Here is a 24,996-nt window from a genome sequence, read left to right as displayed (position 1 = left end):
CCGGTTTTGTCTGCTCCGGCGTCACTCTTTCCTTATGCCAGCTTTGGGAATGCCGCTACTTTACTCTCCATCTGACTCTCTTCACTTCTCGGCGTGATGCGTTTCAGATCGCTCATAAACTGCGCCTGCCAGTGGTGAATATCGTTACGCGTGATGATCTCCAGCATTTCCGCATGGCGCGAGATACGCTCGGCAAGCGGCATCTTCAACGCTCTGTCCAGCGCTGCCGCCACTTCATCACGATCGTACGGATTCACAATCAGCGCTGAGGTCAGCTCATTGGCGGCCCCGGCAAACTGCGAGAGCACCAGCACGCCGGGGTTCTCCGGATCCTGCGCGGCCACAAACTCTTTTGCCACCAGATTCATCCCGTCACGTAGCGGCGTGACCAGCCCGACATCGGAATAACGGAAAACCTTCATCAATAATTTACGGTCAAAATGCTGATTCAGGTAGTAGAGCGGCGTCCAGCCCAGTTGGCCGTACTGCCCGTTAATCCGCCCTGCCGCCGTCTCCAGTTGATGACGGATATCCTGATAAGCCTGTACATCGCCACGCGAGGTTGGTGCAATCTGGGTATAACGAATTTTGCCATGATGATGCGGGAATTTCTCCAGCAACGCTTCATAGGCCTGAAAACGCTCCGGCAGGCCTTTGGAGTAGTCCAGTCGCTCAACGGAGAAGATATTTTTGAGGTTTTTAAGCTCGGCTTTCAGTTGCGCCAGCTTCGGCGGCAATGGCCCCTGCGCCTGTTTGGCTATCTCTTCCGGTTCGATACCAATCGGGTAGACTTCCGTGCGGAAGGTTTTTCCCCAGGCGGTATGCGTTTTGCTGCGCGTGGTAAGCCGCGTTTGCGCGCTGACGCAGTCGAGGAACGCCAGCCTGTCGTTTTCCGTCTGAAAACCCAGCAGGTCGTAATCGCAGAGCTGCTCCAGCAGTTCGGCGTGCGGCGGCAGCGCGTTAAAAATTTCCGGCGTCGGGAAAGGAATGTGCAGGAAGAATCCAATACGATTATTCACATTGCGTTTGCGCAGTTCGCTGGCGAAAGGCAGCAGATGGTAATCGTGAACCCAAATATCATCATCTTCTTTAACCAGCGGCAGCAGTTTATCCGCCAGCTTGCTGTTCACACGCAGGTAACCTTCCCAGCATTCACGCTGGAAAGTGACCAAATCCAGTCGATAGTGAAACGCGGGCCAGAGCACCGCATTGGAAAACTGATTGTAGTAGTGTTCGTGATCCTGCTCGTTCAGCGTAAAAGAAGCCCAACTTATGTTGCCCTGGGTCACCTTTTCCAGCGGCGCATTCTCATCACCAATTTTGCCATTCCAGCCAAACCACAGGCCTCCTTTACTCTTCAACGCTCCCATGATCCCCACGGCCAGCCCACCGGCGCTGGCCTTTTTATCATCAGGAACGGAAATACGGTTAGATACTACGACTAAGCGACTCATAGCCATCTCTCCTGTTAGTAAGCGCGTTTTGTTTTTGATTTTCAGCCGCGTTTTGCAACCACTGGTGAACGGCCGCCACATCAGGCAAACGAGCCATCGCCTGCGTGTCGCCCACTCCCACTTTAATCGATAGTCCACCCAGCCTGTTTACGGCGGCAAAACCCGCCTCATCCGTTAAATCATCGCCGATAAACACGGGCAGCTTGCCGCGAAACGGGGCTTCCTGCATGAAGGCGTCAATTGCCGCGCCTTTATTGATGCCCCTGGGTTTAATTTCCACCACGCACTTGCCCGGCTGCAGCGCCAGTTCGGGAAACTGCGTGACTATCTCCTGCGCCAGCGCCACGATCGCCGCTTGATGCTGCGGTGCCTGACGATAATGCAGCGCAAATGCCATCCCTTTGGCTTCGAGCTCCGCCCCCGGTAATAACGCCAGCGCCTCATTCAATTGCCGTTCCACGCGTTGAACCGTCTTCTCATCCAGCGCAACGATATGCGTTTTCCCGTTGATATCGCGGCGTTCCGCTCCGTGTACGCCCGCCAGAGGAAAGCGATACGGACTGGCGAGCCGGTCCAGCTCTGCCATTGAGCGCCCTGAAATCAACGCTACTGCGCCATCATGCGCCTGCGACAGTCGCGACAACGCATCACGAACGGGCTCAGGTATAGCAACATGATCGGGATGCATTTTGATCCCAGCGAGAGTGCCATCAAGGTCAAAGAAAAAAGCGACGTTTTCAGTTGGTGCAGGGGGTACAGATAACAGGTCAGCCACCCTGGGTTCCTCCTTATCAGTAAATGACTCAGCTATGTGTTAACAAAAAGTTAGCAGTTAAAGTATAGACAGTGTGACGCGGCTCGCCATTTTCAAATGAAAACGCCGGTGGGATTAGCCACCGGCGCTGCCAGTACATACACTTAAAAATTGAGTCCGTTTTTTAGACGGTCCGTTTCGCTTTTTGTTTGTAACGGTCAAAGATAACCGCCGCCAGCAGAATCAAACCGCGCACCACATATTGCGAAAACGGCGAAATATTCAGCAGGTTCATGGCGTTTTCCACCGTGCCCAGAATCAGGATCCCGGCCACCACGTAGGAGATTTTCCCGATACCGCCTTTGAGCGACACGCCGCCCAGCACGCAGGCTGAGATAACAATCAGCTCATAACCGATAGAGGTCATCGGCTGCCCGCTGGTCATACGCGAAGCCAAAATAATTCCCGCCGCCGCCGACACCAGGCCTGACAAAATAAAGATGATAATTTTGGTGCGAACCACCGGAACACCCGCCAGACGCGCAGCCTCTTCGTTACCGCCAATCGCCAGGGTATTGCGCCCAAAAGTGGTCTTATTCAGTAATAATCCGAAAATGATCAAACAGGCCACGGTCAGCCAGATTGGCGCGGGTAAACCGAGCCAGTTAGCGTATCCCAGTTCAAAGAAACGCTCATCTTCAATGCCGACGGCTTTACCGTCAGAGATGATGTATGCAAGGCCGCGCACAATTTGCATGGTGGCAAGTGTGGTGATCAGGGCGTTGATCTTCAGTTTAGCAATGACGAAGCCGTTGACCAGACCGCTCAGCACGCCCAGCATCAGCCCGGCGAAGACGCCTATCCACAGGCTTTCTGTCAGGTTAATCACCACCGCCGTGGTGACGCCTGCGCAGGCAATCACCGAGGCAACGGAGAGGTCAAAGTCGCCAGAAGCCAGGCAGAACAGCATTCCGCAGGCGACCATGCCGGACATCGATATCGCCAGCCCCAGCCCCTTCATGTTGACGAAGGAAGCAAAATTGGGCACAAAAATCGCGCAGCCGATAAACAGTACCGCGAAGACAACCAGCATGCCGTACTGATCCCAGATACGGCCAAAGCTGAGTGATGGTCGGCGTGCGCCGGAAGTCGTTACAGATGACATCATAAACTCCTTTCTCAGGCGACGGCCTGACTCACTTTAGGCATAGCGAGGCTTAACGCCTGCTGTTCATTCGCGCTGCCATGCAGCAGTTCACCGGCAATTTCGCCTTCGCGCATCACCACGATGCGGTCCGCCACGCCCAGCACTTCTGGCAGGTCGCTCGAGGCAAACAGTACCGCTACGCCGGATGCCGCCAGGGCGTAAATGACGTTATAAATTTCATGCTTCGCGCCCACGTCAATGCCGCGCGTGGGTTCATCAAGCAAAATGACCTTCATCTCTTCCGACAGCCAGCGCCCCAGAATCGCCTTCTGCTGGTTACCGCCGGAAAGATTCATAATCAGCTGCTCGGCACCCGGCGTTTTAATATTCAGTGATTGAATATGATGATCCGCGTTGCGCGCCTCCCAGCCGTTGTTGATCAGGCATCCGGCGTGAATATTGTTACGCCGTGCGCTGATGTTGATGTTGTCGCGTACGGAGTGAACGGGAATAATCCCTTCGGCTTTGCGATCTTCCGGGCACAGCATCATGCCGGCGCGAATCGCATGCGCGGGCTTGTCGATGGTGACGGCCGCACCATCAATATAAACCTGGCCGCTGGATATTTTGTTGCCGCCAAACAGCCCTTTCATCAGTTCGCTACGCCCGGCCCCAACCAGCCCGAACAGGCCGACGATTTCACCGCTGCGCACCGTCAGAGAAATGGGTGTCCGCACGCCTGGCGCCTTGACCTGGTCCAGCCGCAGGCGTTCCGCACCGTGCTCGCGTGGCTGCCAGCCATAGATATCACCAATGTCACGCCCGACCATCGCCTGCACCAGGCTGTCGTGGTTCACTCTTTCCATATCGCTGAAGGTGCAGACATAACGTCCGTCTTTAAAGACGGTGATGGCATCGCTCAGGGCAAAAATCTCTTCCATACGATGAGACACATAGATGATCACGCGGCCTTCTTTGCGCAGTTCGCGGATCACGCGGAACAGATTTTCAATTTCGCGCGCTGAAAGCGAGCTGGTCGGTTCATCGAAGGCGATGACTTTAGCGTTGCGCGCTAGCGCTTTGGCAATTTCCACCATTTGCCACTGGCCGATGGAGAGATACTTCAGCGGTGTGTCCGGGTCGATATCGAGCCCAAGATGCTGTAACTGTAGCCCGGCTTCGTAGTTCAGCAGCGAACGATTAACAATGCCGCCTTTGCTGGGCAACTGCCCGAGATAGATATTTTCCGCGACGGTCATCTCCGGCACCAGGTGCAGTTCCTGATAGATAATCGCGACGCCAGCGTTCAGCGCGGCGGTCGTATCCGTAAAGGCGACATCCTGCCCGCGCAGCGTTAGCGTGCCCGCCGTCGGGGCATAGTTGCCGCTAAGAATCTTGAGCAGCGTAGATTTCCCTGCGCCGTTCTCGCCCATCAGCGCATGCACCTGCCCGGCATAGCAGTCGAAGCTGATATCGGATAACGCTTTCACGCCCGGGAAGGTTTTAGAAATGCCGCGAAACGAGAGATAAGGGGTTGACTGTTGCATAACCACTCCTGAATGACAGGGTCACCTCTCCCCCGGCAACCTGGCCGGGGGAGAGGCATCACGACTTACAGACCTTTTTTCGCCAGTTCTTCTTTGAAGTTTTCACGGGTAATCAGCACCACGTCGGTAACCGCAGTAAATTTCGGCGGCTCTACGCCCTTCTCTACCCAGTTGTAGAGCATTTCACTGGTTTTGTAGCCGTGAATATCCGGGCTTGGCAGCAGGGAACCATAGAAGCCAGTGGCCTGGGCTTTCGACAGTTCGTTCACCGCATCCACACCGTTGATACCGATGCCGATGACATCAGCCGCTTTAAAGCCCTGACCTTCCGTCGCGCGCACGCCGCCCAGAACGGTGTTATCGTTCATGCCGACGATCAGCCAGTGCTTCACGCCGGGATGTTGCACCAACATGGAGTTACCGGCATCAAACGCACCGGGGATATCGTTGGATTTGGTCGGGACCTGATAAATCTGTTTTTCCGGGAAGCCTGCGGCTTTCAGCGCATCCAGCGAACCGGTAGTACGACGACGCGCGGTATCCAGTTCATTGGCGGTGATCGCCATCACGGCGGTATCTTTCACGTCCCAGCCGCGTTTTTGCATCTCTTTATAGAGTTCCTGCCCCTGACGTGCGCCGATTTCACTGGCCGCCATCATCACCAGCGGAACGGTGTCCATCGGCTTGCCTTTAGCGTTAACGAACTGGTCATCGACGGTGATGACTTTCATGTCATAGCCGCGCGCTTTCGCCATAATCGCCGAGCCCAGTTTCGGATCCGGCGTACAGATAACGAACCCTTTCGCACCGTTAGCCGCCAGGCTATCGATGGCGTTCAGGGTTTTCTCGCCGTCGGGCACGGCAATTTTAATGACGTCAAAGCCTAAATCTTTGCCGGCTTTATCAGCAAACTTCCATTCGGTCTGGAACCACGGCTCTTCCGGCTGCTTCACCAGAAAACCGAGCTTCAAATTTTCTGCCATAGCTGATTGTGACATAACCGCTGCCAGGCCGATGGCGGCCAGCGCTTTAGTGAATTTGTGCATGGTATACTCCAGCCTTTGTGCTTTTATTTGTAGGGAAATAATCGGTTATAAAATTTAATTAGGACGTAAAACAACGTATTAGCCGTTTCGTTAATTGCTATACGGTTGTTAGCACATTAATAGCGGGAAAATATTTATCCATAAGAGAGCCGCATCACACCGCAGAATTACAGTAGTTGCATACATGGATTTAGCAGAAAATGACATACAGAAAGGGCGAATTGTCCGACAATTCGCCCTGGCAATAGCATTATAATCTATATTGTTAGCTAACTAATCCTTGTATAACGGATTACCACGGATAGTAGATGTGGTCCGCGTGATCGCGGACTGGCGCCTCATCCCCTAATAAGCGCGCCGCTACGGTAAAGGCGAAATCGAAGACATGACCAAATCCTTTCCCGCTGATGAGGTTGCCATCTTCCACTACCGGGGCATCAATATACTCACCGTCTTTAATATCCTGCCATAAGTCGCCAGAACAGACATAGCGACGGCCTTTAAGCAGGCCGTTACCTGCCAGCACGCGGGCGGCGGCAGAGCAAATGGGGCAAATATATTTTCCGGCTTCATCATGTGCGGCGACAAACTTCACCACGTCTTTATTTGCCGCGAGATTCACACTACCCTGCGGCCCGCCAGGCAGTACTACAGCGTCATAGATTTTATCCATACATTCCGCAAGCGTGGCATCCGCCACCATCGGGATATCGTGATAGCTCACCACCGCGCGCGATTCGGCGCAGGACACCAGTTCAACCTCAAGATGCAAACGACGCAGAATATCAATAGTGACAATCGCTTCGCCTTCTTCAAACCCGGGTGCTAACAGCACGGCAACCTGTTTCATTGTAACTCCTGTTTTATCGTAATCGGGGATTGGCCGAATAATTGCGCGCGAACCAATCTGCCTCACAACTGGCTAAAATGATCTAAAACAATTTCCTGGCTATTGAACTGTTTGTCTGATTCACATAATAAACAAACAAAAATAAACCGCTGTTTCATTTTATCACACAAATAGTACGTAATGCCTGGCAAGGAGTGAAGCGGGTTTTTGTGATCGTCCATAAAAAATGCTAACGCGATCACAAATAAAGATGAATATTAATATATTCACTATACAAATCAGATAGCTGTAATAATTCATTACGGTAACACGCGCAGGCTTAATCCTTTTCTGGAATATAGTTGTAACAAAACGTAAATTAACAAACTTAAGAGTTTTCTTAGATGATGACGCGCGGTATTATTTTTCTAGCCGAGTCAGGAATCGTACATCGGTCACATTCAGAGGGCGTCGAATATTACATTCTGTCATTGTTCTCTGACGCGTAAATAACGTGATTTAAACCTGATTACTTTGCGCCACGTAATCGTGCGTAATGATGAGAAGTAAGAATCCTGATTGTTAACGCGAATTGTCCCTTCCAGGAAATAAGGATATTGGTATGGCAGTCCCAGGAATGGTTCAAAAACTGAATACTCAAATGAACCTTGAGTTTTACGCATCTAATCTCTATCTCCGTCTGAGCGAGTGGTGTTCCGAACAACGTCTCAACGGCACCGCAACATTTCTTCGCGCACAGGCACAAACCAGCGTCACGCAAATGATGCGGGTGTTTGATTATATGAAGAAATCCGGCGGGTACCCGGTAGTAAAAGCTATCGAACCGCACGAAGAGAAGTGTGCCTCACTCGAAGAACTCTTCCTGAAAACCATTGAAGAGTATAATCAGCGCAGCAATACGCTTTCTGAGCTGGCTGAACAAGCGAAGGTTCTGCGCGACGACAGCACGCTGAGCTTCTTAACCAATCTTGAAGAAGAGCAGCAGCAGGATGGGGTTTTACTTCAGGCGATTCTTGAAGAAGTACGCAGTGCGAACAAAGCGGGCCTGTGTATGCAACAAACCGATCAGCACTTGCTGAACGTAGTGAACCACCAGGTGCACTAATCCCTTCCCCGCTCTACAACCGGCAGCATAAATCTGCCGGTTGCAAATCACCTCTCAATTACCCAATCAGTGTGCTTCACCCTGCGGTGTAAACTTCAGCTCAATCAGGGCAATCGCTTTCTGGATGGCGCGCAGCGTGACCGGGTCAGCTGACGGATGCCCGGCGAAATCGATAGATTTCAGCTGAGTGGACATCTTCTCACGCACTTCGACGGGGGCGATGACATCGATGACATCAAGAATTTGCTTAATGACCAACTGGCAGGCTACCACGTCGGATACCAGTTCTTCATCAGCAGTCAGGTTCTGGGACATATACGCTCCTTAACATTTAGGGGTACTATGGTACCCGAAAGGACCGAAGCGCGCCCCTTACAGACATAAAAAAACCTGCCGTGGCAGGTTTTTTATCAGAACATAGCGCCTGGCGGTACGTCTTTGAAAGTTTTGCAATAGTTCTCGAACATGCTTTTGAGGATTTTGCGCATGCGTTGTTTCATTGTGATGCTCCTATTTTGTTACGCAGGTGTTATTGTCTTTTGCCACATAGTATGACATTCATCACAAAAATCAACCAAAATGAGACATGCATCACGTTTATTTTTTCAGCAAATGGCGATAAAGACCTATTATCTGAAACAAATCCGTTACTTAGCTTAAAACTTAAATTATAAAATTTGCAGATTATTTTGATAGGGTAAAACAGAAATGAGTGAGCCTCTCCAGGCACAAAACGGGCGCGGCCTATCGCCCGCGGCTCTGTTGGTTGCTGGCGCGTTTTTTATGGAGTTTCTTGATGGCACCGTGATCGCCACCGCCCTGCCCGACATGGCTAAAAGTTTCGGCGTTGACGCCGTCGATCTTAACATTGGTATCAGCGCCTATCTGATTACGCTGGCTGTACTCATTCCCGCCAGCGGCTGGATAGCCGACCGATTCGGCGCGCGTAAAATATTCACCCTGGCGCTGGCGATTTTTACTCTGGCGTCGGTATTTTGCGGCCTGGCGACCACCGTCGACAGTTTCGTTGCAATGCGCATTCTTCAGGGGATGGGCGGCGCGCTCATGGTGCCCGTCGGGCGTCTGGCGGTTCTGCGTACCACGCCAAAACATCTGCTTATTACGGCCATCGCCACGCTAACCTGGCCCGCGCTCATCGCGCCCATTATCGGGCCGCCGCTCGGCGGGTTTATCACCAGCGTCGCCGACTGGCGGTGGATCTTCTTTATTAACGTTCCACTGGGTATTATCGCCATTTTGCTGTCGCTACGTATCATTCCGGATATACGCGATGACGAACGCCGCCCCTTTGACCTGCCCGGTTTTCTCGCCACGTCGGTGGCGATGGTGAGCCTGGTGTGCGCCATGGAGGCGCTGGGCGGGCAAACCCAGCAAAACGGGCTGGTGCTGACACTGTTTATTCTTGGCGGGCTGGCGTTTTATTACTCGCTGTACCATTTCCGGCGGGCAAAATGGCCGATGATCCGCCTGGACGCGCTGAAGGTTCCCACCTTCCGTGTGACGATGTACGGCGGTTCGCTGTTCCGCGCCTCAATCAGTGCGGTACCGTTCCTGCTGCCGCTGCTTTTTCAGGTCGGTTTTGGGATGGATCCATTCCATTCCGGGCTGCTGGTGCTGGCGGTATTCGTCGGCAATCTGACCATCAAACCCGCTACCACGCCGTTGATTCGCTGGCTCGGTTTCCGCCGCCTGTTACTGATCAATGGCGCATTGAACGTGCTGGCCCTGACCGCCTGCGCATTTTTAACACCACAAACGCCCATATGGGCCATATTGCTGGTGCTTTATTTAGGCGGCGTATTCCGCTCCATCCAGTTCACCGGTGTGAGCACCCTGGCTTTTGCCGACGTGCCCGGTCCGCAGATGAGCTATGCCAATACGTTGTTCAGCACCGCCAGCCAGTTAGCCATTGGGCTTGGCATCACCCTCGGGGCAATCGGTATACGTCTGGGGGAGAAAGTCAGCGAGGTGCTGGCGCTCGGCACAATGCCGGGAATCAGCTTCAGGCTGGCGTTTGTGTTTATCGCCATTATCTGCCTGATTGGGATGATAGATACCCTGCGGCTGACTAAAGATGCCGGTGTGTCGGTATCCAAAAAAGTGAAGGCGTAGAAACAAAAATCCCCACGCAGGTGGGGATTTTTATATCATGCAAAATTAGCCGAGGATCTGGCGCACGAACGCTTCGATCTCTTTATTCTGGCAATTTTCGAAGAAGCACTGCTGGAAACGTTGGCCAGAAACGGCGGTTTTCACCAGTTCCGGATCAATGGCGCGCAGCGTATCCAGATAGTTTTCTTTCACTACCGCTGCTTTCACCTGGTTCAGAATACCCGCGTTACGCACCTGCGGTTCTTTACGCTCTGGCGGATAGCCTTCACCGTTACGACCGGTGAACGCTTTTTCAAAGATAAAGCGCACGTTCAGTTCCGCGCCCCAACCGAAGCCTTTGGCGAATGGCAGAGAAAGTGCGTTACCGTTGTTGATCTGCGCGAACAGGAAGGCATCAGCCGGGTCGATGCAGTAACCGCACACCACGCCCGGATGAATGTTCAGAGACATCAGCGCGCCCTGGCCGGTGCCGCAACCAGTCACCACGAAGTCAACCGCTTTGGAATTCAGCAGGATGCTGGCCATGATACCCAGATGAATGTAGGTCAGATGATGGTCGTTCTCATCGCTCATACCCACGTTGAAAACCGGGAAGCCTTTTTCATCGGCAACCGCTTTTAACTCATTATGAATGATGGCGTTTTTGCTGGCCTGGCTGTTTTCCATCATCAGTGCAATTTTCATTCTTTCCTCTCCTGAATGCAGCGCGGGCGTCTCCCGCAAGGGTACGATAACAATGTATCAACCTTACAACCTTGCAAACATACTTTCAAATTTTATGAAAAATGGTTTTAAAATTCACAGCAAGGCTCACATTTTTTCTTACCAGGTCGAAGATCGTCGCCTTAAGAAAGTAACGTTATCGTCTTTATTCGGAGGATTGTCCGCGTTTGCATGTGCCAGGATAGAGCAATGAAAGATTGCCTCGAGTACTATCATGAAAACTCTTTTCCCGATTAGCGCTATCGTGCTGGTGCTTTCCGCCTGTAGCGTGCACCGACAGGCTACCGTAAGCGAAATGGATGCGACCAGCGGGATCGTACGGCTGACATATGGCCAGGCGATGTTGCAGAACGCAAAAACCGACGACTACGTTGTTAACGGCACCGCGACCAATGCCTGCCAGCAAATGGGTTATGCCACCGCCTTTGCCTATGGACAGCCCATTACCACCTGCGTCAGCAGCAGCGGGCCATTATGTATTAATGAAAGCGTGACGCTGCAGTATCAGTGCAGGGGGATCGCCGTTACGCCAGTTGCGCCGGCCTGGAATTAAATTATATGCCGGAATAAACTCCGGCGATATTATTATGCCAATGCGTTTTATTCCCATTCGCATTATTAAATAAAAATTTTTATTTTTACCTTTTGCAAATAATTTAATAACAACTTATAGTTCCTCCATAATTAATTAACAGCTTTATGGAGTCTGACAATGTTAAAAGCGGAAATGATCGAGAAATTAAACCAACAAATGAATCTCGAGCTTTATTCCTCCCTGCTTTACCAACAGATGAGCGCCTGGTGCAGCTTCAATAGTTTTGAAGGGGCTGCGGCATTTCTGCGTCGCCACGCACAAGAAGAGATGCAGCATATGCAGCGTCTGTTCGATTACCTGACTGATACCGGCAGCCTGCCCTGCATCAACAGCGTCGCCTCGCCGGTAGCAGAATATGCATCGCTGGACGATCTGTTCCGCGCCACCTACGAGCATGAACAGCTGATCACGTCTAAAATCAATGAACTGGCGCATGCCGCGATGACCAATCAGGATTACCCAACCTTTAACTTCCTGCAATGGTATGTGGCTGAGCAGCACGAAGAAGAGAAACTGTTTAAATCTGTGATTGATAAACTGACCCTCGCCGGTAAAAGCGGTGAAGGCCTCTACTTTATTGATAAAGAGCTTTCTACGCTCGATACGCAGAATTAATTAACAGGCAGCGGCGTTAATTCGCCGCTGCTTATTAATGTCGACAGATTTTACTTTCCGCCGTTGTGAAGCCCGCGTCCGCCGGAATAAACTTGCCTTTTTTCGCCAGAAAAGCCACCAGCTCAGCCGCAGACATATTCTCTGCCGAACAGGTATGAAAACGCGCGCTCTCGCCAAAACGACTTTCAATCGCCGCCACCAGACTTTCTGTTGAATAAGACTCACCCGATGCGATCATCATATTCAGTACTTCATGACCGTGAATAGATTCCATAATGCCTCCGCTAAAAACCGCACAATAACCTGCATTTGACTTACCTGTTTTGCGCTAGCGCAGGCTTTCGTTCCTCGCCTTTTTCGTAAACTTATTATTACACACACTGTAATCGTGATTTGACGAATCGTCTGGTTTCACATAACCTGCGCGACATATTTGTGTCGCATATACGTGCTGTAGCAGAGGAAAGCGTGAAGAACCGTACCCTGGGGAGTATTTTAATCGTAGCGGGCACCACTATTGGTGCAGGGATGCTGGCGATGCCGCTGGCTGCGGCTGGCGTTGGCTTTGGCGTGACGCTGGTGCTGTTAATTGGGCTCTGGGCGTTGATGTGCTACACCGCCCTCCTGCTGCTGGAAGTGTATCAACACGTGCCTGCCGATACCGGCCTGGGCTCCCTGGCACAACGTTATCTGGGTCGCTATGGTCAGTGGGTAACGGGTTTCAGCATGTTATTTTTAATGTACGCCCTGACTGCCGCCTATATCAGCGGTGCGGGTGAACTGCTGGCCTCCAGCCTCAGTCAGTGGTTCTCGGTTGATATGCCGCCCGCCATTGGCGTACTGCTGTTTACGGCAATCGGCGGCACGGTGATTTGCATTGGCACATCGCTGGTCGACCTTTTCAACCGTTTTCTGTTCAGCGCCAAGATTATTTTTCTGGTGGTGATGCTGGCGCTGCTGCTACCGCACATTCATAAAATCAATTTGCTAACCCTGCCATTGCAACAGGGCCTGGCGCTGTCGGCCATTCCGGTGATTTTTACCTCATTCGGTTTCCACGGCAGTGTACCCAGCATTGTGAGCTACATGAATGGCGATATTCGCAAGCTGCGCCGCGTGTTTATGATTGGCAGCTTCATTCCGCTGGTCGCTTATCTTTTCTGGCAGCTGGCGACGCTTGGCAGCATTGAGTCTGGCGTCTTTGCCGGGTTGATGGCGCAACATACCGGGCTGAACGGTCTGCTGGAAGCCATTCGCGCCGTGGTGGCTTCGGCCCACGTCGAGCTGGCCGTACACCTGTTTGCCGATCTGGCGCTGGCGACCTCTTTCCTCGGCGTTGCTCTGGGGCTATTTGATTACCTGGCGGATCTGTTCCAGCGTCAGAATGGCGTGCGTGGCCGCCTGCAAACGGGTGGCATCACCTTCCTGCCGCCGCTGGCATTCGCCCTTTTCTATCCGCGTGGTTTTGTGATGGCGCTGGGTTACGCGGGCGTTGCGCTGGCGGTGCTGGCATTGATTATCCCGTCACTACTGACGATGCAGAGCCGTAAACATCACCCACAAGGGGGATATCGCGTCGCAGGCGGCACCCCCGCGTTATGGTTCGTGTTTGCCTGTGGAATTGCAGTGATTGCAATACAGGTAGCGATAGCGGCAAACCTTTTGCCTGCCGTGGGCTAAAAAAATGCCGGGTAATTTACCCGGCATTTTTTCATTTATTGGCGCAGCACTGTTTGTATTTCTTGCCGCTGCCGCACGGGCATGGGTCATTGCGCCCCACTTTCCCTTCGTTTCTGACCGGCTGCTGCACCGGTGCAACCTTCGGATGCGCCATCCAGTAACCATGCAGCATCAGCGCCGCCGGGCGAATCTTATCGATGCTTGCCAGATATTCATCTGCCGTGAAGTTATCAAGTGCCGTGGCTTTCTGGTCATCGCCGTGCAGCGCGATGGCGTCCAGCTCTTCCTGCAACGCTGGCGGCAAACCTGACCAGTCGCTTAAGCCCACACCGCGCATATAGCCATAGCACCACTCTTCGACAACGGTCAGCTCCTGGCCCTCTTCCTCACGCGTGCCGAACAGCGGTTCAAACTGGTCAGGATAGTCATTCAGACGCTCGGCGATATCGCCCATATGTTGCAGCGTGAGGTTGATGAAATGATCACGTTCGCGATCCGCCGACCAGCGCGGCACGCTATCCGCCCCGCCCCATACGGCCAGCAGCCAGTCAGCAGGTTCAATGTCCTGCGGCGAGGAAAGAATTGCCGTCAGCATACCGTCCAGCTCGGAAACGTCGAGAATGGATTTATCCGTCGAATATTTGTCGATGGTCTCATCCAGCCATTCCAGCTCGCTTTCGGTTAAGGGTCCTGTTTTCATGTCATTCTCATCGTAGTGGGATTGTGGGGCAGTGAAATTCACCCGCCATCGGTAAATGTTACCACGCCCACCGTGCTGAAATCTGCTTTCACTGAAATGAGGATGACATTATTGCTATGGCTTTTCAGGTGTGCCCGGCTTTTGACCTGCCGCGCGGATTTGCATAAAACGTTGCAAAATGTCGAACCAGAACGGCGCGCCCAGAGAAACGGCGATGATGCTGATGAGCAAGCCGGCTATTTTAGCCAGCCAATGAGAATGAAACGCATCATAAAATTCATCCCAATCATTCCATCCAATTGATACCCCCGCAGAAATCAAGCTATTGACGGCATCATGTTGAATCTGTTGAGCAGACTCTGTCTTGCACGTTGCTTCCTTGAGCTCTTCTTCTTTGCTTTTACTTGTACAACTTGTCGATCCTTTATCATCGCCTTTAACCTGCTCTTCAGTCACCGTTAACAGTTTTTGCAACACTTCAGGGTTGCTCGACAACTGTTTTACCAGCACCAACGTATCCACGTTGAAACTAAGCACCAATACCACGGCAACGGCATAGGTAACATTTTGCGCATGCCGTTTGTACCACCCGGATGCCCTGTCCATCACCGCATCGAAATGCGATTCAAGGGCGAGGCGCAACCGTTGTTCATCGCCATCTGCTTCATTTGCTAAGGTTTTCAGGATACCGGTGAGGTTCGTTTTATCGTCAGGTAACTGCCTTATACTCTCAATCAGGTTTGATCCAGCATTTGCACCCATCACCAGGGATTCAATGACCTGCCTGAATGTTTTAGCCGGTATGTACGATGGGCGACCGTCTTCATTCTTGCTCAGCGACTTAATTAATGGATGGTCGTAAAATTGCGTCACGACATTATTATTCCCAGCAGGATTTCCCGAAATAAACTCCTTCAGTGCACTTTCCAGGTTCTTACTTCGAACACCACGCCAGGCGGCGATGGCCTCAACAATGGCTGTACAGATTGTACTGAACAATAAAAAAACCGTGAACAAGCCTATCAATATGTCAAGCGTGTGGAGTCCAGACATTTTCGTTATCCTCAATAAGGAATAAAGCCAATCGCTATCCCGGATGGGATACCTTAAAGTTTGGATATTCTATGCGCGTTGTTCGCCAGGTACTTTTTCGTAATTTACAACAAAAACTTCATTCTGAAGTTGCATACTGAAAGCGACAAATATTATTTGATAAGCAATTAAATTTTATCTATACGTATCCACATCACAGATACATTCATTATAAATTAACTTACCATCTAAAATTAAGCATTGCTTAATGATACATACTCCACCATTTATCCTCCAGGTCAGATGCAAGTTGTCCATATGATTAAAAGATGATTCCGTCCGCACAGTTCACCCATTTCGATTACTGTAATGCCTGTTTTAGTCTTCCATATTTGAATGATTAGTCACTACGATAATCTGTTCCGGGGGCTTCAATGAGTATCAACAGAAATTTCTTCTTCGACCATATTCTTGACTCTTTATTCAAAGGTTCCCTACGTCAAAGTCAACTTGCAGGCATTGAAGCCATTCTCGATAAATGGGAAAAAGAATCTCCCAAAGACGATGATCGCTGGCTGGCGTATATGTTAGCAACGGCGCATCACGAAACAGGTCACACCATGCAACCCGTGCGTGAGACCTTCGCCACTACAGATGATGAAGCGATCAGACGCCTGGAGAAAGCATGGCGTGCGGGGAAGCTCACGTGGGTAAAAACGCCGTACTGGCGACCAGATGCGGAAGGTAAATCATGGTATGGTCGAGGTTTCGTTCAATTAACACACAAAGATAATTATGTGAAACTTGGCCACGCCATCAAGGCCGATCTGGTTTCCGAACCGGATAAGGTCATGGAACTTAATACGGCGTTGGCCATTATGTTTGTCGGGATGCGAAATGGGCTTTTCACATCCCATAAGCTTGCAGATTACTTTAATGATGCTACCGAGGATTGGGTGAAGGCCCGTAAGATCATTAACGGCTTAGAAAGCGCCAACCTGGTCGCTGGCTATACAAAAGCCTATTATGCCGCAATCAGCTATACGGTTGGTTGAGTACTGAATTTGCCAGGCACGTCATTTCTTTGAATGACGTGCTTGCGTTAGATCTCTATAAACATCGATTATATTTATTATGTTGTAAACTAACACTGGCTTTACACACACATCCCTGGCAAATATCCCGGAGGTTCTATGTTTATTTTAAAAATCAACAGAATATATATTATTGATAACTACACATGGAATCTTTTTTACATTTATGATGTCGCCAATGTAAAAATAATGAGTATTGTTACCGATGATAGTGTTTCGATGGATGATATTGAATCCTGGCAAAATGAAGTCGATGAGACTAAAAAACATGATCTTTTAAAAAAAATTGTCATGTCAATGAAGGATGTTATTACTTTCCCCGAAATAGCACATGTACGCGATCATGACACCATTCCTTTTGGGGAGTCAGGATATTTGATTTACCATAGCGATAATATCCCGGAATATTTAAACTGGGTGCTTTGCGTTATCAAGAGCAATGATGATTTTCGGAATAGCTGGGCTGCAATACATCAGTTAATCACTTCAGAAAAGCTCGACAAGCTAGCGGTTAACATTGCGTCCCTGGTCAAGGCCACGCTCAATCCCGGTTTTTTAATCTCTGCGGAGATAGCCCGTTTCACAGCATCGCTGATTTCTGAATACCTGGCGAATAAAGGCGATGTGCAGTTAGGCTTGCTTTGCCAGTCACTCAGTCGCGCAGAGCATTACAAATATGGTGACTGGAAGCAAAGTGGCGTTCAGGATCTCACCAGAAACATGACTGTGGACTATTCACTGTTCTCCTACACCATCCCTTGATACAGGGGACGAGGATATACAGTACTCCGAACACGGAGCCCATGTCAGGAAGGTGAATTTCAGACACAAAAAAACCACCCGTAGGTGGTTTCACGACACTGCTTATTGCTTTGATTATTCTTTACTTTCCCATGGTACCCGGAGTGGGACTTGAACCCACACAGCGCGAACGCCGAGGGATTTTAAATCCCTTGTGTCTACCGATTCCACCATCCGGGCTCGGGAAGAAAGTGGAGGCGCGTTCCGGAGTCGAACCGGACTAGACGGATTTGCAATCCGCTACATAACCGCTTTGCTAACGCGCCTTTAAAACTTAACACCCGCAACTGCCGATGTTTTAATTTGGAGCGGGAAACGAGACTCGAACTCGCGACCCCGACCTTGGCAAGGTCGTGCTCTACCAACTGAGCTATTCCCGCATCATCAAGTTGATTTGCTAACCACTTGATTTTGCTATCGTCTGGCAATCAGTGCTGCCGTTCGATGCGTTGCATTCTACTTATCTGACGCACTGAGTCAACGGTATTTTTCGCAACTTTGTGTTGTTTGCTGAAAATTACGCCGAAACGATCACTGTTCAAGCAAATCTGCACGCGCAGCGTTCAAATATTGCAGCATTGACCACAGCGTCAGCACCGCCGCAAACAGGAACAGCACGATCCCGGCCCACTCAACCCACTCATTTGGACGCCACAGCAGCCACGCCAGAGCCGCCATTTGCGCGGTGGTTTTCACTTTGCCAATCCAGGAGACCGCCACGCTGCTGCGTTTACCCAGCTCGGCCATCCACTCACGCAGGGCAGAAATGATAATTTCGCGGCCAATCATAATGGCAGCCGGCAGCGTCACCCACCATGTGTGGTAGTGTTCAACCACCAGCACCATGGCGATGGCCACCATCACTTTATCGGCAACCGGGTCAAGGAATGCGCCAAAACGCGTGCTCTGGTTCCAGCGACGCGCCAGGTAGCCATCAAACCAGTCGGTCACGGCGGCAATACAGAAGATAAGCGCGCAGGCGAACGGTGCCCAGACAAACGGCAGATAAAACGCCAACACAAAGAACGGGATAAGGATGACGCGGAACAGGGTAAGCAACGTAGGAATATTATATTGCATGCAAGGTAACTATCTGTTGTTAGTAAATATTAGCCCTATGTTGCTACAGAGCCCCTAATGTTTCAACGAGTAGAAGATCTTTTCTGCCAGGCCGTGTGAGATACCCGGAACTTTTGCTATCTCTTCTACGCTTGCATTCTGCAAGCCCTGTAGGCCGCCCATGTACTTGAGCAGCATCTGGCGGCGCTTCGGCCCAACGCCTTCGATAGTCTCCAGCGTACTGGTGCTCTTTACTTTAGCGCGTTTTTTACGGTGCCCGGAAATCGCATGATCGTGTGATTCGTCACGAATATGCTGGATAACGTGCAGCGCAGGTGAATCTGGCGGTAAGCTGAAGCCCTCACCTTCCGGTTCGAAGAACAGCGTTTCGAGCCCTGCTTTACGGTCGCTGCCTTTCGCGACACCGAGCAGTAAAGGATGGTTTTTATCCCATGTGACATCAAGCTCGGCAAAAACGGTTTTTGCCTGCCCCAGTTGCCCTTTCCCGCCGTCGATCAGAATGACATCCGGGATCTTACTCTCTTCTATAGCTTTGCCATAGCGACGTCGCAGCACCTGGTTCATTGCCGCGTAATCATCCCCCGGCGTGATTCCAGTGATATTGTAGCGACGATACTCGGCACGCAGCGGCCCGTTCTCATCAAACACCACGCAGGAGGCCACGGTCTGTTCCCCCATCGTATGGCTGATATCAAAACATTCCATACGCTTGATCTCGGGCAGTTCCAGCTGTGTCGCCAGCGCTTTCAGGCGCTGATGCACTGTAGACTGTTGCGAAAGTTTCGTAGTGAGCGCTGTCGCCGCGTTGGTACGGGCAAGTTTCAGGTATCGTGCGCGGTCGCCGCGCGGTTTGGTTTCAACGTGGATGCGTCGCCCGGCCAGCTCCGACAAGGAATCGGCCAGCAGGGTTTTATCACTGAGCGCAAAGTCGAGCAGGATTTCCCCTGGCAGAGTACGCATCTGGCTGCCCTGGAAGTAGAACTGACCGACGAAGGTTTCCACCACTTCGTCCAGCTCCGTACCGCCAGGCACTTTCGGGAAGTAGCTGCGACTGCCCAGCACTTTCCCCTGACGGATAAAGAGCACATAGACGCAGGCCATTCCTGCTTCAAACGAGACGCCGATAACGTCGAGGTCATCGCCGTTATTCGAGACAAACTGTTTCTCCGTCACACGTCGCACGGCCTGAATCTGGTCGCGAATGCGCGCCGCCTCTTCAAACTCCAGCGCCTGACTGGCTTTTTCCATCCGCGCGATCAGCATGGTCAACACCTGATCGTCTTTCCCGGCGAGAAACAGACGCACATAGTCGACCTGTTGCGCGTACTCCTCTTCGCTCACCAGCCCGGCCACACAAGGCCCAAGACAGCGGCCAATCTGGTATTGCAGACAGGGGCGTGAGCGATTGCGGTACACGCTGTTTTCACACTGACGAATGGGGAAGATTTTTTGCAACAGCGCCAACGTTTCCCGCACAGCATAACCGTTGGGAAACGGGCCAAAATATTCCCCTTTCGCATGCTTCGCGCCACGGTGCATCGCCAGCCGCGGGTGGGTATCGCCGCTCAGGAAAATAAAGGGATAGGATTTATCATCACGCAGCAGCACGTTGTAACGCGGCTGATAGAGTTTAATGTAGTTGTGTTCCAGCAGCAGCGCTTCGGTTTCCGTGTGCGTCACGGTCACGTCGATCTGCGCGATTTGCGCCACCAGCGCTTCCGTTTTACGGGAAGAGACCTGGCGACGAAAATAGCTGGAGAGGCGTTTTTTTAGATCTTTGGCTTTACCGACGTAAATAACGGTGCCGCCGACATCGTACATGCGATAGACGCCGGGCTGGCTGGTGACCGTTTTCAGGAAGGCTTTTGAATCAAAAACTTCACTCACTGACTTGCTAACGACTCCGCATTACACAGACCATGGCGAATTGCCAGGTGAGTCAGTTCGACATCGCCATGAATGTTCAGCTTACTGAACATGCGATAGCGATAACTGTTCACCGTTTTTGGACTCAGATTCAACTGCTCTGAGATCTCATTTACTTTTTGGCCTTTAGTGATCATCAGCATAATCTGCAATTCGCGTTCAGACAAACTGGCGAATGGCGATTCTGTTTTTTCCGGCTCAATCTGACTCAGGGCCATCTGTTGCGCAATATCAGATGCGATATAGCGCTGGCCAGAGAATACAGAGCGGATGGCATTCACCACTTCTTGCGGTGCTGCCCCTTTAGTTAAATAACCAGCCGCCCCTGCCTGCATAACCCTGGCGGGAAGCGGATTTTCGGTATGAACGGTTAACATTATCACTTTTGTGTCAACCGCAGAGCGCGCAATTTTACGCGTGGCCTCAAGGCCGCCGATGCCCGGCATGTTCATATCCATCAGTACAACATCAACGGGATTAGCGCGGCACCACTTCACAGCGTCTTCGCCGCAGTTAACTTCACCGGTGACCCTAATACCCTTTATATCTTCGAGAATGCGTCGTATCCCTGCGCGCACCAGTTCGTGGTCATCAACAAGAAGGACGTTGATCAAAGGAATAATCTCCAGAATAGGGATAACGCTACTGCCTCTTAATTCACCCCCATAGTACCGGGTTTTATATCAATTTTGAAAGTCTAAAAGTGTCACAGCGTCGATTTTGATCTCGTTTTTGGAAATTAGAATGTACATCTGATGGAAACGTCTTAAAAACAGTGAGATGCAAAGCGCTCTTTTACAACTTCTTGCACACTTTGTCCGTATATGGACAATTTTTCGCAGATGAGAAATACGCAATATAATATGTAACAATAATTAACGATGAGAGAACCAGATTTAAACATTTTGTGTGCATAATCACTGTTCTGGTCATTTTTAATTATCCGGAAAGGTGAGAATGGCGGGTAAAAAACAAGCACTCCATTTTTTCTGCTGGCTTGTGGTATACTTCGCGCCCTTCACTATCCAGTATCGCGCACCAGCGCAGAAATCATACGAGGCAATAAATGAGCACACCTGATTTTTCCACCGCGGAGAATAACCAACACCTGGCCCAGGAGGTATCCTGTCTGAAAGCCATGCTGACTCTGATGCTACAGGCCATGGGTCAGGCAGATGCAGGCCGCGTGATTCTCAAAATGGAAAAGCAAATTGCACTGCTGGAAGATGAAGCCCAGTCTGCTGTATTTTCCAGCACCGTTAAGCAAATTAAACAAGCTTACCGCCAGTAATAAAAAACCGGCTGTAAGCAATGCCTACAGCCGGTTTCCAGTCTGACACGCAGAACCTTAAACAGAGTCAGATAAGACCAATCGCCACCGCATAGCAGGCAATCTGCGTTTTATTGGGCGCATCAAATTTCTTCTGCATATTCTTTTGGTGGAAGTTCACCGTATTCTCGGAAATTGACAGAATCATCGAAATCTCCGCCGATGTTTTACCTTCTGCCGTCCATTGTAGTATTTCCAGTTCACGTTTACTGAACTTCATCTCCCTCGGCATGACCATTTCATCTTCTACGCGTAATAGCGCAAGGGAACTCATCTCTAATAACATTTGCAGGCGAAGTTCTATTTCATCGCTATGCGGACCCGCTTCTGTGGCGTGCGTTCGTGATACCGAAAAGAAACTATGAGCATGATTAGGAAGCATCAGGCATTGTGTCGCGCCGGTGCGCAGACCATGGTCGCGTGCGGCATCCCACAGCTCCTGGGCTTCACAGAATAACGTATCATCCCAGCGTAAATGTCCAAGACGGAAATTACCTTGCTTCAGCACCGGATCGACTGCCAGATAATTCGCGGCTTTGTAATGCGACATCCAGGCGTCAGGATAAGTGGTATAAAGTGAAATTTTAGGTCGCGTGAATGGCACCGGATGGCGCACGCACAGCGAGAAGAAGTCATATTCAAGAAGTTCGGTTTGCTGCTGCAGAAGCGTATAAATTTGATCGCTGGTCGATGCGGATTGAAAACGGTGCAGCATCTCCCGCCGCCAACTGAAAAAGTCACTGTCCCTCATAACGAACGAGAAAGCCTCTTATTGAGAATTATTTTTATCAGTACAGAAAACTAACACATAAATCATGCTTATATGTATAAAATATTACATTTTCGTTAAATTAACTTAGTTTTCGACTGCCAGGCTGAGATTTGTCAGGCAAGTCTACGGGAGGGCTGGACAATTACCGTCCTGATTTAGGTTAAGGACGGTAATTGATTACGGCTTATTGCATGAGAAATTTTTCGAGGAACTGACGGGTACGCGCCTGCTGTGGATTAGCAAACAGCGCTTTCGCCTCGCCCTGCTCCACGATGCGCCCTTGATCCATAAAGATAGCGCGGTCAGCAACATCGCGCGCAAAGCTCATCTCATGCGTCACGATAACCATGGTACGTTTCTCCTGCGCCAGCTGGCGGATGGTGTTCAGCACCTCGCCGACCAGTTCGGGATCCAGCGCAGACGTCGGCTCATCAAACAGAATCACATCCGGGCGCATAGCCAGCGCTCGGGCGATAGCCACACGCTGCTGCTGGCCGCCGGACAAGCGGCGCGGATAGCTCCCCTCTTTCCCGGTAAGCCCCACTTTTGCCAGCAGTTCACGCGCGCGCGCGCTGGCTTCAGCTTTATCTTCACCTTTCACAATCACCGGGCCTTCAATGATATTTTCCAGTACCGTCCGGTGCGGAAACAGATTGAAGCTCTGGAAGACAAACCCCACATGCTGACGCAGACGGCGGATTAATCCCTTCTGCTGACTGATGGATTTTGCCGTGTCGATGGTAATATCACCCACCCGAATGGTGCCGCCCTCCGGCTGCTCCAGCAAATTAATGCTGCGCAGAAGCGTGGTTTTCCCCGAGCCGCTCGGCCCGATAATCGCCACCACTTCCCCTTCATTTACCTGCAAATCGATGCCGTGCAGCACCGTCTGACCATGGAACTTTTTCACCAGGTTTTTTACGTCGATGGCACTCATTTTGGATCACGCTCCTGGCGGTTAAGCTGATTTTCAAAGTAGTTTTGCAGCGAGGAGAGCACCGTCGCCATCACCCAGTAGATCAACGACGCCGCAAGGTACATGGTGAACACTTCCAGCGTGCGCGAGGTGATCAGCTGCGCCTGACGGAACAGCTCCGGCACCTGAATCGTCGCGGCAAGCGAGGTATCTTTTACCAGGCTAATAAAACTGTTCGACAGCGGCGGCAGCGCAACGCGCGCAGCCTGAGGCAGAATCGCCCGGCGCAGCGTTTGCCACGGCGTCATCCCGATACTGGCGGCAGCTTCCCACTGGCCTTTATCGATAGAAGAGATCGCCGCGCGCAGCGTTTCAGACGTATACGCCGCCGTGTTCAGCGACAGACCGATCATCGCCGACGGGATAGGATCTAATTCGATACCAAACTGCGGCAGCCCGTAGTAAATCATAAACAGCTGCGCGATAAGCGGCGTTCCACGAAAAATAGAGATGTAGAATCTTGCCAGCCAGCGCACCGGCCAGACTTGCGACATGCGCATCAGCGCCAGCAGGAACCCCAGCACCAACCCAAAAAACATGCCGCCAATACTCAATTGCAGCGTGAATACCGCGCCTTTGAGCAGATAGGGCAGCGAATCAACAACCAGTTGTATACTCTCTTGCATAAGTCTTTTTCTACGTTAGATATGCGGATGATAGGCGAAGAGCGCAGGCGCGCCGCCCGTATGAACAAACAGAATCGGCCCTTCATCCTTAAAGCGTTTCTGCGTTATACCGTCGATAAGCCCGGCCATCGCTTTACCGGTATAAACCGGGTCCAGCAGAATACCTTCGAGGCGAGAAAGCAGTTTCACCGCTTCCATGCCGGCTTCATTGGGCATGCCGTAAGCCGGGGCAAAATAGTCATCCCACAGCAGAATATCCGTACTGGCGCTCACTTCAAGGCTTTCGGCAACGGCCTGTTGCAGAGTAACCACTTTCGGTTTTTGGTCCGCGACGCTGCGCGAAACGGTGACACCAATCAGTTCCGCATCCGGCATCACCTGTTCAAGGCCCACCGCCAGCCCGGCGTGGGTGCCTGCGCTACCTGACGCCACCACCACGGAAGAAATAGCCACCGCACCTTCACACTGCTGAGCGATTTCCAGCGCGCTTTCTACATAGCCCAGCGCACCCAGCGCGTTTGAGCCGCCTACCGGAATGACATAGGGACGAAAACCCTGCGCTTCGATGCGCGTCGCCAGTTCAGCCAGCTGCGCGTTCGGGTCGGTCAGCGCGTCGCACATTTCCACCTGGGTATTAAACAGGTCCAGCAGCAGGCGGTTACCATTGGTCAGATAGTTTTCCGCCGTGGTGCCAATCGGGTTTTCCAGCAGCGCCACACAGTGCAGGCCGAGTTTCGCCGCCACGGCAGCCGTCTGGCGCACGTGGTTCGACTGAATGGCCCCGGCGGTAATCAGCGTATCCGCGCCTTCACGCAGCGCATCCGCCGCCAGAAATTCCAGCTTGCGCAGTTTATTGCCGCCCATCGCCAGCGGCGTGACGTCATCGCGTTTGATAAAAATGTCGCGCCCTAAGTAATCGGAAAAACGCGGCAGATATTCCAGCGGCGTCGGCGCGCCAATAAATTCGAGGCGCGGGAAGCGCGTTAAGTTTTGCAGAGACATGAAACCTC

The 24,996-nt window shown here is 51.4% G+C and carries 27 protein-coding genes and 3 tRNA genes; 8 read left to right on the top strand and 22 right to left on the bottom strand.

The window, feature by feature from the left end; all coding sequences use genetic code 11:
* Window positions 1-32 precede the first annotated feature (32 nt).
* The 6 genes from otsA to G163CM_RS03840 form a co-directional block, all read right to left on the bottom strand.
* Entirely contained in the window at window positions 33-1,454 is a 1,422-nt protein-coding gene (gene otsA, locus G163CM_RS03865) for an alpha,alpha-trehalose-phosphate synthase (protein WP_231826976.1), read from the bottom strand.
* Window positions 1,429-2,229, bottom strand: coding sequence for a trehalose-phosphatase (gene otsB / locus G163CM_RS03860; RefSeq protein WP_231826975.1), 801 nt, complete (start codon window positions 2,227-2,229; stop codon window positions 1,429-1,431). Before otsB ends, otsA begins: the two co-directional genes overlap by 26 nt.
* A 163-nt stretch (window positions 2,230-2,392) precedes the next feature.
* The gene (gene araH, locus G163CM_RS03855; protein WP_015963986.1) at window positions 2,393-3,373 is read right to left on the bottom strand and encodes an arabinose ABC transporter permease AraH; all 981 of its coding nucleotides are present in this window, start codon (window positions 3,371-3,373) and stop codon (window positions 2,393-2,395) included.
* 14 nt (window positions 3,374-3,387) lie between these two features.
* Window positions 3,388-4,902: an L-arabinose ABC transporter ATP-binding protein AraG gene (gene araG, locus G163CM_RS03850; RefSeq protein ID WP_015963985.1), complete on the bottom strand. Its 1,515-nt coding sequence runs from the start codon at window positions 4,900-4,902 to the stop codon at window positions 3,388-3,390.
* Window positions 4,903-4,967: 65 nt separating this feature from the next.
* A complete protein-coding gene (locus G163CM_RS03845) occupies window positions 4,968-5,948 on the bottom strand; it encodes an arabinose ABC transporter substrate-binding protein (protein WP_015963984.1) in 981 nt (326 codons plus the stop codon).
* Between the two features lie 292 nt (window positions 5,949-6,240).
* Window positions 6,241-6,798, bottom strand: coding sequence for a DJ-1/PfpI family protein (locus G163CM_RS03840; RefSeq protein ID WP_231826974.1), 558 nt, complete (start codon window positions 6,796-6,798; stop codon window positions 6,241-6,243).
* A gap of 601 nt (window positions 6,799-7,399) precedes the next feature.
* Between G163CM_RS03840 and G163CM_RS03835 the strand changes: the two genes are divergently transcribed.
* Window positions 7,400-7,903, top strand: a complete 504-nt coding sequence (locus G163CM_RS03835; RefSeq protein WP_231826973.1) for a non-heme ferritin-like protein — start codon at window positions 7,400-7,402, stop codon at window positions 7,901-7,903.
* A gap of 66 nt (window positions 7,904-7,969) precedes the next feature.
* On the opposite strand, the gene G163CM_RS03830 is transcribed toward G163CM_RS03835, so the two are convergent.
* Both G163CM_RS03830 and azuC read right to left on the bottom strand, forming a co-directional pair.
* Window positions 7,970-8,218, bottom strand: coding sequence for a DUF2766 family protein (locus G163CM_RS03830; protein ID WP_015963981.1), 249 nt, complete (start codon window positions 8,216-8,218; stop codon window positions 7,970-7,972).
* Window positions 8,219-8,313: 95 nt separating this feature from the next.
* Window positions 8,314-8,403 carry a stress response protein AzuC gene (gene azuC, locus G163CM_RS03825; RefSeq protein WP_015963980.1) on the bottom strand — a complete coding sequence of 30 codons (90 nt, stop codon included), beginning with the start codon at window positions 8,401-8,403 and terminating at the stop codon, window positions 8,314-8,316.
* Between the two features lie 208 nt (window positions 8,404-8,611).
* Here azuC and G163CM_RS03820 point away from each other — a divergent pair, with 208 nt between their 5' ends.
* The gene (locus G163CM_RS03820) at window positions 8,612-10,036 is read left to right on the top strand and encodes an MFS transporter (protein WP_231826972.1); all 1,425 of its coding nucleotides are present in this window, start codon (window positions 8,612-8,614) and stop codon (window positions 10,034-10,036) included.
* A 45-nt stretch (window positions 10,037-10,081) separates the two neighbouring features.
* Here the strand turns inward: G163CM_RS03820 and G163CM_RS03815 are convergent, their stop codons facing one another.
* Window positions 10,082-10,720, bottom strand: a complete 639-nt coding sequence (locus tag G163CM_RS03815; RefSeq protein ID WP_149462858.1) for an RpiB/LacA/LacB family sugar-phosphate isomerase — start codon at window positions 10,718-10,720, stop codon at window positions 10,082-10,084.
* A 253-nt stretch (window positions 10,721-10,973) separates the two neighbouring features.
* Between G163CM_RS03815 and yecR the strand changes: the two genes are divergently transcribed.
* Together yecR and ftnA are read left to right on the top strand one after the other, a co-directional pair.
* Window positions 10,974-11,312: a YecR family lipoprotein gene (gene yecR, locus G163CM_RS03810; RefSeq protein WP_231826971.1), complete on the top strand. Its 339-nt coding sequence runs from the start codon at window positions 10,974-10,976 to the stop codon at window positions 11,310-11,312.
* Window positions 11,313-11,471: 159 nt separating this feature from the next.
* Entirely contained in the window at window positions 11,472-11,969 is a 498-nt protein-coding gene (gene ftnA, locus G163CM_RS03805; RefSeq protein ID WP_015963976.1) for a non-heme ferritin, read from the top strand.
* Between the two features lie 34 nt (window positions 11,970-12,003).
* Here ftnA and G163CM_RS03800 read toward each other — a convergent pair whose 3' ends face one another.
* Complete coding sequence (locus G163CM_RS03800; protein WP_231826970.1) at window positions 12,004-12,243, bottom strand: YecH family metal-binding protein; 240 nt, start codon at window positions 12,241-12,243, stop codon at window positions 12,004-12,006.
* Window positions 12,244-12,437: 194 nt separating this feature from the next.
* On the opposite strand from G163CM_RS03800, the gene tyrP reads away from it, so the two are divergent.
* Window positions 12,438-13,649, top strand: coding sequence for a tyrosine transporter TyrP (gene tyrP, locus G163CM_RS03795; RefSeq protein WP_231826969.1), 1,212 nt, complete (start codon window positions 12,438-12,440; stop codon window positions 13,647-13,649).
* Window positions 13,650-13,680: 31 nt separating this feature from the next.
* Here tyrP and G163CM_RS03790 read toward each other — a convergent pair whose 3' ends face one another.
* Window positions 13,681-14,349, bottom strand: coding sequence for a YecA/YgfB family protein (locus G163CM_RS03790; RefSeq protein WP_231826968.1), 669 nt, complete (start codon window positions 14,347-14,349; stop codon window positions 13,681-13,683).
* 114 nt (window positions 14,350-14,463) lie between these two features.
* A complete protein-coding gene (locus G163CM_RS03785; protein ID WP_231826967.1) occupies window positions 14,464-15,402 on the bottom strand; it encodes a hypothetical protein in 939 nt (312 codons plus the stop codon).
* A gap of 413 nt (window positions 15,403-15,815) precedes the next feature.
* Here G163CM_RS03785 and G163CM_RS03780 point away from each other — a divergent pair, with 413 nt between their 5' ends.
* Both G163CM_RS03780 and G163CM_RS03775 read left to right on the top strand, forming a co-directional pair.
* Window positions 15,816-16,436, top strand: a complete 621-nt coding sequence (locus G163CM_RS03780; RefSeq protein WP_231826966.1) for a glycoside hydrolase family 19 protein — start codon at window positions 15,816-15,818, stop codon at window positions 16,434-16,436.
* Window positions 16,437-16,574: 138 nt separating this feature from the next.
* Window positions 16,575-17,237, top strand: a complete 663-nt coding sequence (locus G163CM_RS03775) for a hypothetical protein (RefSeq protein ID WP_231826965.1) — start codon at window positions 16,575-16,577, stop codon at window positions 17,235-17,237.
* A 132-nt stretch (window positions 17,238-17,369) separates the two neighbouring features.
* On the opposite strand, the gene G163CM_RS03770 is transcribed toward G163CM_RS03775, so the two are convergent.
* From G163CM_RS03770 to uvrY, 6 genes are all read right to left on the bottom strand, one after another.
* Window positions 17,370-17,456, bottom strand: a tRNA-Leu gene (locus G163CM_RS03770).
* 12 nt (window positions 17,457-17,468) lie between these two features.
* Window positions 17,469-17,542: transfer RNA gene (locus tag G163CM_RS03765), tRNA-Cys, on the bottom strand.
* Between the two features lie 38 nt (window positions 17,543-17,580).
* A tRNA-Gly gene (locus tag G163CM_RS03760) sits at window positions 17,581-17,656 on the bottom strand.
* 151 nt (window positions 17,657-17,807) lie between these two features.
* Window positions 17,808-18,356 carry a CDP-diacylglycerol--glycerol-3-phosphate 3-phosphatidyltransferase gene (gene pgsA, locus G163CM_RS03755; RefSeq protein ID WP_015963969.1) on the bottom strand — a complete coding sequence of 183 codons (549 nt, stop codon included), beginning with the start codon at window positions 18,354-18,356 and terminating at the stop codon, window positions 17,808-17,810.
* Between the two features lie 54 nt (window positions 18,357-18,410).
* A complete protein-coding gene (gene uvrC, locus G163CM_RS03750; RefSeq protein WP_231826964.1) occupies window positions 18,411-20,243 on the bottom strand; it encodes an excinuclease ABC subunit UvrC in 1,833 nt (610 codons plus the stop codon).
* A complete protein-coding gene (uvrY, locus tag G163CM_RS03745; protein WP_015963967.1) occupies window positions 20,240-20,896 on the bottom strand; it encodes a UvrY/SirA/GacA family response regulator transcription factor in 657 nt (218 codons plus the stop codon). The genes uvrC and uvrY overlap by 4 nt, the downstream gene beginning before the upstream one ends.
* A gap of 452 nt (window positions 20,897-21,348) precedes the next feature.
* Here uvrY and G163CM_RS03740 point away from each other — a divergent pair, with 452 nt between their 5' ends.
* On the top strand, window positions 21,349-21,573 hold the full coding sequence (locus tag G163CM_RS03740) for a DUF2594 family protein (RefSeq protein ID WP_015963966.1): 225 nt from the start codon (window positions 21,349-21,351) through the stop codon (window positions 21,571-21,573).
* A gap of 67 nt (window positions 21,574-21,640) precedes the next feature.
* On the opposite strand, the gene sdiA is transcribed toward G163CM_RS03740, so the two are convergent.
* From sdiA to dcyD, 4 genes are all read right to left on the bottom strand, one after another.
* Window positions 21,641-22,363 (bottom strand): quorum-sensing transcriptional regulator SdiA, encoded by a 723-nt coding sequence (sdiA, locus tag G163CM_RS03735; protein ID WP_015963965.1) that lies wholly within the window; start codon window positions 22,361-22,363, stop codon window positions 21,641-21,643.
* Window positions 22,364-22,568: 205 nt separating this feature from the next.
* Window positions 22,569-23,321 (bottom strand): L-cystine ABC transporter ATP-binding protein TcyN, encoded by a 753-nt coding sequence (tcyN, locus tag G163CM_RS03730; RefSeq protein WP_231826963.1) that lies wholly within the window; start codon window positions 23,319-23,321, stop codon window positions 22,569-22,571.
* The gene (tcyL, locus tag G163CM_RS03725; RefSeq protein ID WP_108475248.1) at window positions 23,318-23,986 is read right to left on the bottom strand and encodes a cystine ABC transporter permease; all 669 of its coding nucleotides are present in this window, start codon (window positions 23,984-23,986) and stop codon (window positions 23,318-23,320) included. Before tcyL ends, tcyN begins: the two co-directional genes overlap by 4 nt.
* Window positions 23,987-24,001: 15 nt before the next feature.
* Entirely contained in the window at window positions 24,002-24,988 is a 987-nt protein-coding gene (gene dcyD / locus G163CM_RS03720; protein ID WP_231826962.1) for a D-cysteine desulfhydrase, read from the bottom strand.
* Between the last annotated feature and the right edge of the window lie 8 nt (window positions 24,989-24,996).

The organism is Pseudocitrobacter corydidari (genome assembly GCF_021172065.1).
GTDB lineage: Bacteria > Pseudomonadota > Gammaproteobacteria > Enterobacterales > Enterobacteriaceae > Pseudocitrobacter > Pseudocitrobacter corydidari.
The sequence above is the reverse complement of the archived record's forward strand: the minus strand, read 5'-3'. Positions and strand labels throughout refer to the sequence as shown.

Coding starts and splice junctions, on each gene's coding strand:
- otsA (WP_231826976.1), bottom strand. CDS start 1,454: ATGAGTCGCTTAGTCGTAGTATCTAACCGTATTTCCGTTCCTGATGAT.
- araH (WP_015963986.1), bottom strand. CDS start 3,373: ATGTCATCTGTAACGACTTCCGGCGCACGCCGACCATCACTCAGCTTT.
- araG (WP_015963985.1), bottom strand. CDS start 4,902: ATGCAACAGTCAACCCCTTATCTCTCGTTTCGCGGCATTTCTAAAACC.
- G163CM_RS03845 (WP_015963984.1), bottom strand. CDS start 5,948: ATGCACAAATTCACTAAAGCGCTGGCCGCCATCGGCCTGGCAGCGGTT.
- G163CM_RS03840 (WP_231826974.1), bottom strand. CDS start 6,798: ATGAAACAGGTTGCCGTGCTGTTAGCACCCGGGTTTGAAGAAGGCGAA.
- G163CM_RS03835 (WP_231826973.1), top strand. CDS start 7,400: ATGGCAGTCCCAGGAATGGTTCAAAAACTGAATACTCAAATGAACCTT.
- G163CM_RS03830 (WP_015963981.1), bottom strand. CDS start 8,218: ATGTCCCAGAACCTGACTGCTGATGAAGAACTGGTATCCGACGTGGTA.
- azuC (WP_015963980.1), bottom strand. CDS start 8,403: ATGAAACAACGCATGCGCAAAATCCTCAAAAGCATGTTCGAGAACTAT.
- G163CM_RS03820 (WP_231826972.1), top strand. CDS start 8,612: ATGAGTGAGCCTCTCCAGGCACAAAACGGGCGCGGCCTATCGCCCGCG.
- G163CM_RS03815 (WP_149462858.1), bottom strand. CDS start 10,720: ATGAAAATTGCACTGATGATGGAAAACAGCCAGGCCAGCAAAAACGCC.
- yecR (WP_231826971.1), top strand. CDS start 10,974: ATGAAAACTCTTTTCCCGATTAGCGCTATCGTGCTGGTGCTTTCCGCC.
- ftnA (WP_015963976.1), top strand. CDS start 11,472: ATGTTAAAAGCGGAAATGATCGAGAAATTAAACCAACAAATGAATCTC.
- G163CM_RS03800 (WP_231826970.1), bottom strand. CDS start 12,243: ATGGAATCTATTCACGGTCATGAAGTACTGAATATGATGATCGCATCG.
- G163CM_RS03790 (WP_231826968.1), bottom strand. CDS start 14,349: ATGAAAACAGGACCCTTAACCGAAAGCGAGCTGGAATGGCTGGATGAG.
- G163CM_RS03785 (WP_231826967.1), bottom strand. CDS start 15,402: ATGTCTGGACTCCACACGCTTGACATATTGATAGGCTTGTTCACGGTT.
- G163CM_RS03780 (WP_231826966.1), top strand. CDS start 15,816: ATGAGTATCAACAGAAATTTCTTCTTCGACCATATTCTTGACTCTTTA.
- G163CM_RS03775 (WP_231826965.1), top strand. CDS start 16,575: ATGTTTATTTTAAAAATCAACAGAATATATATTATTGATAACTACACA.
- pgsA (WP_015963969.1), bottom strand. CDS start 18,356: ATGCAATATAATATTCCTACGTTGCTTACCCTGTTCCGCGTCATCCTT.
- G163CM_RS03740 (WP_015963966.1), top strand. CDS start 21,349: ATGAGCACACCTGATTTTTCCACCGCGGAGAATAACCAACACCTGGCC.
- sdiA (WP_015963965.1), bottom strand. CDS start 22,363: ATGAGGGACAGTGACTTTTTCAGTTGGCGGCGGGAGATGCTGCACCGT.
- tcyN (WP_231826963.1), bottom strand. CDS start 23,321: ATGAGTGCCATCGACGTAAAAAACCTGGTGAAAAAGTTCCATGGTCAG.
- tcyL (WP_108475248.1), bottom strand. CDS start 23,986: ATGCAAGAGAGTATACAACTGGTTGTTGATTCGCTGCCCTATCTGCTC.
- dcyD (WP_231826962.1), bottom strand. CDS start 24,988: ATGTCTCTGCAAAACTTAACGCGCTTCCCGCGCCTCGAATTTATTGGC.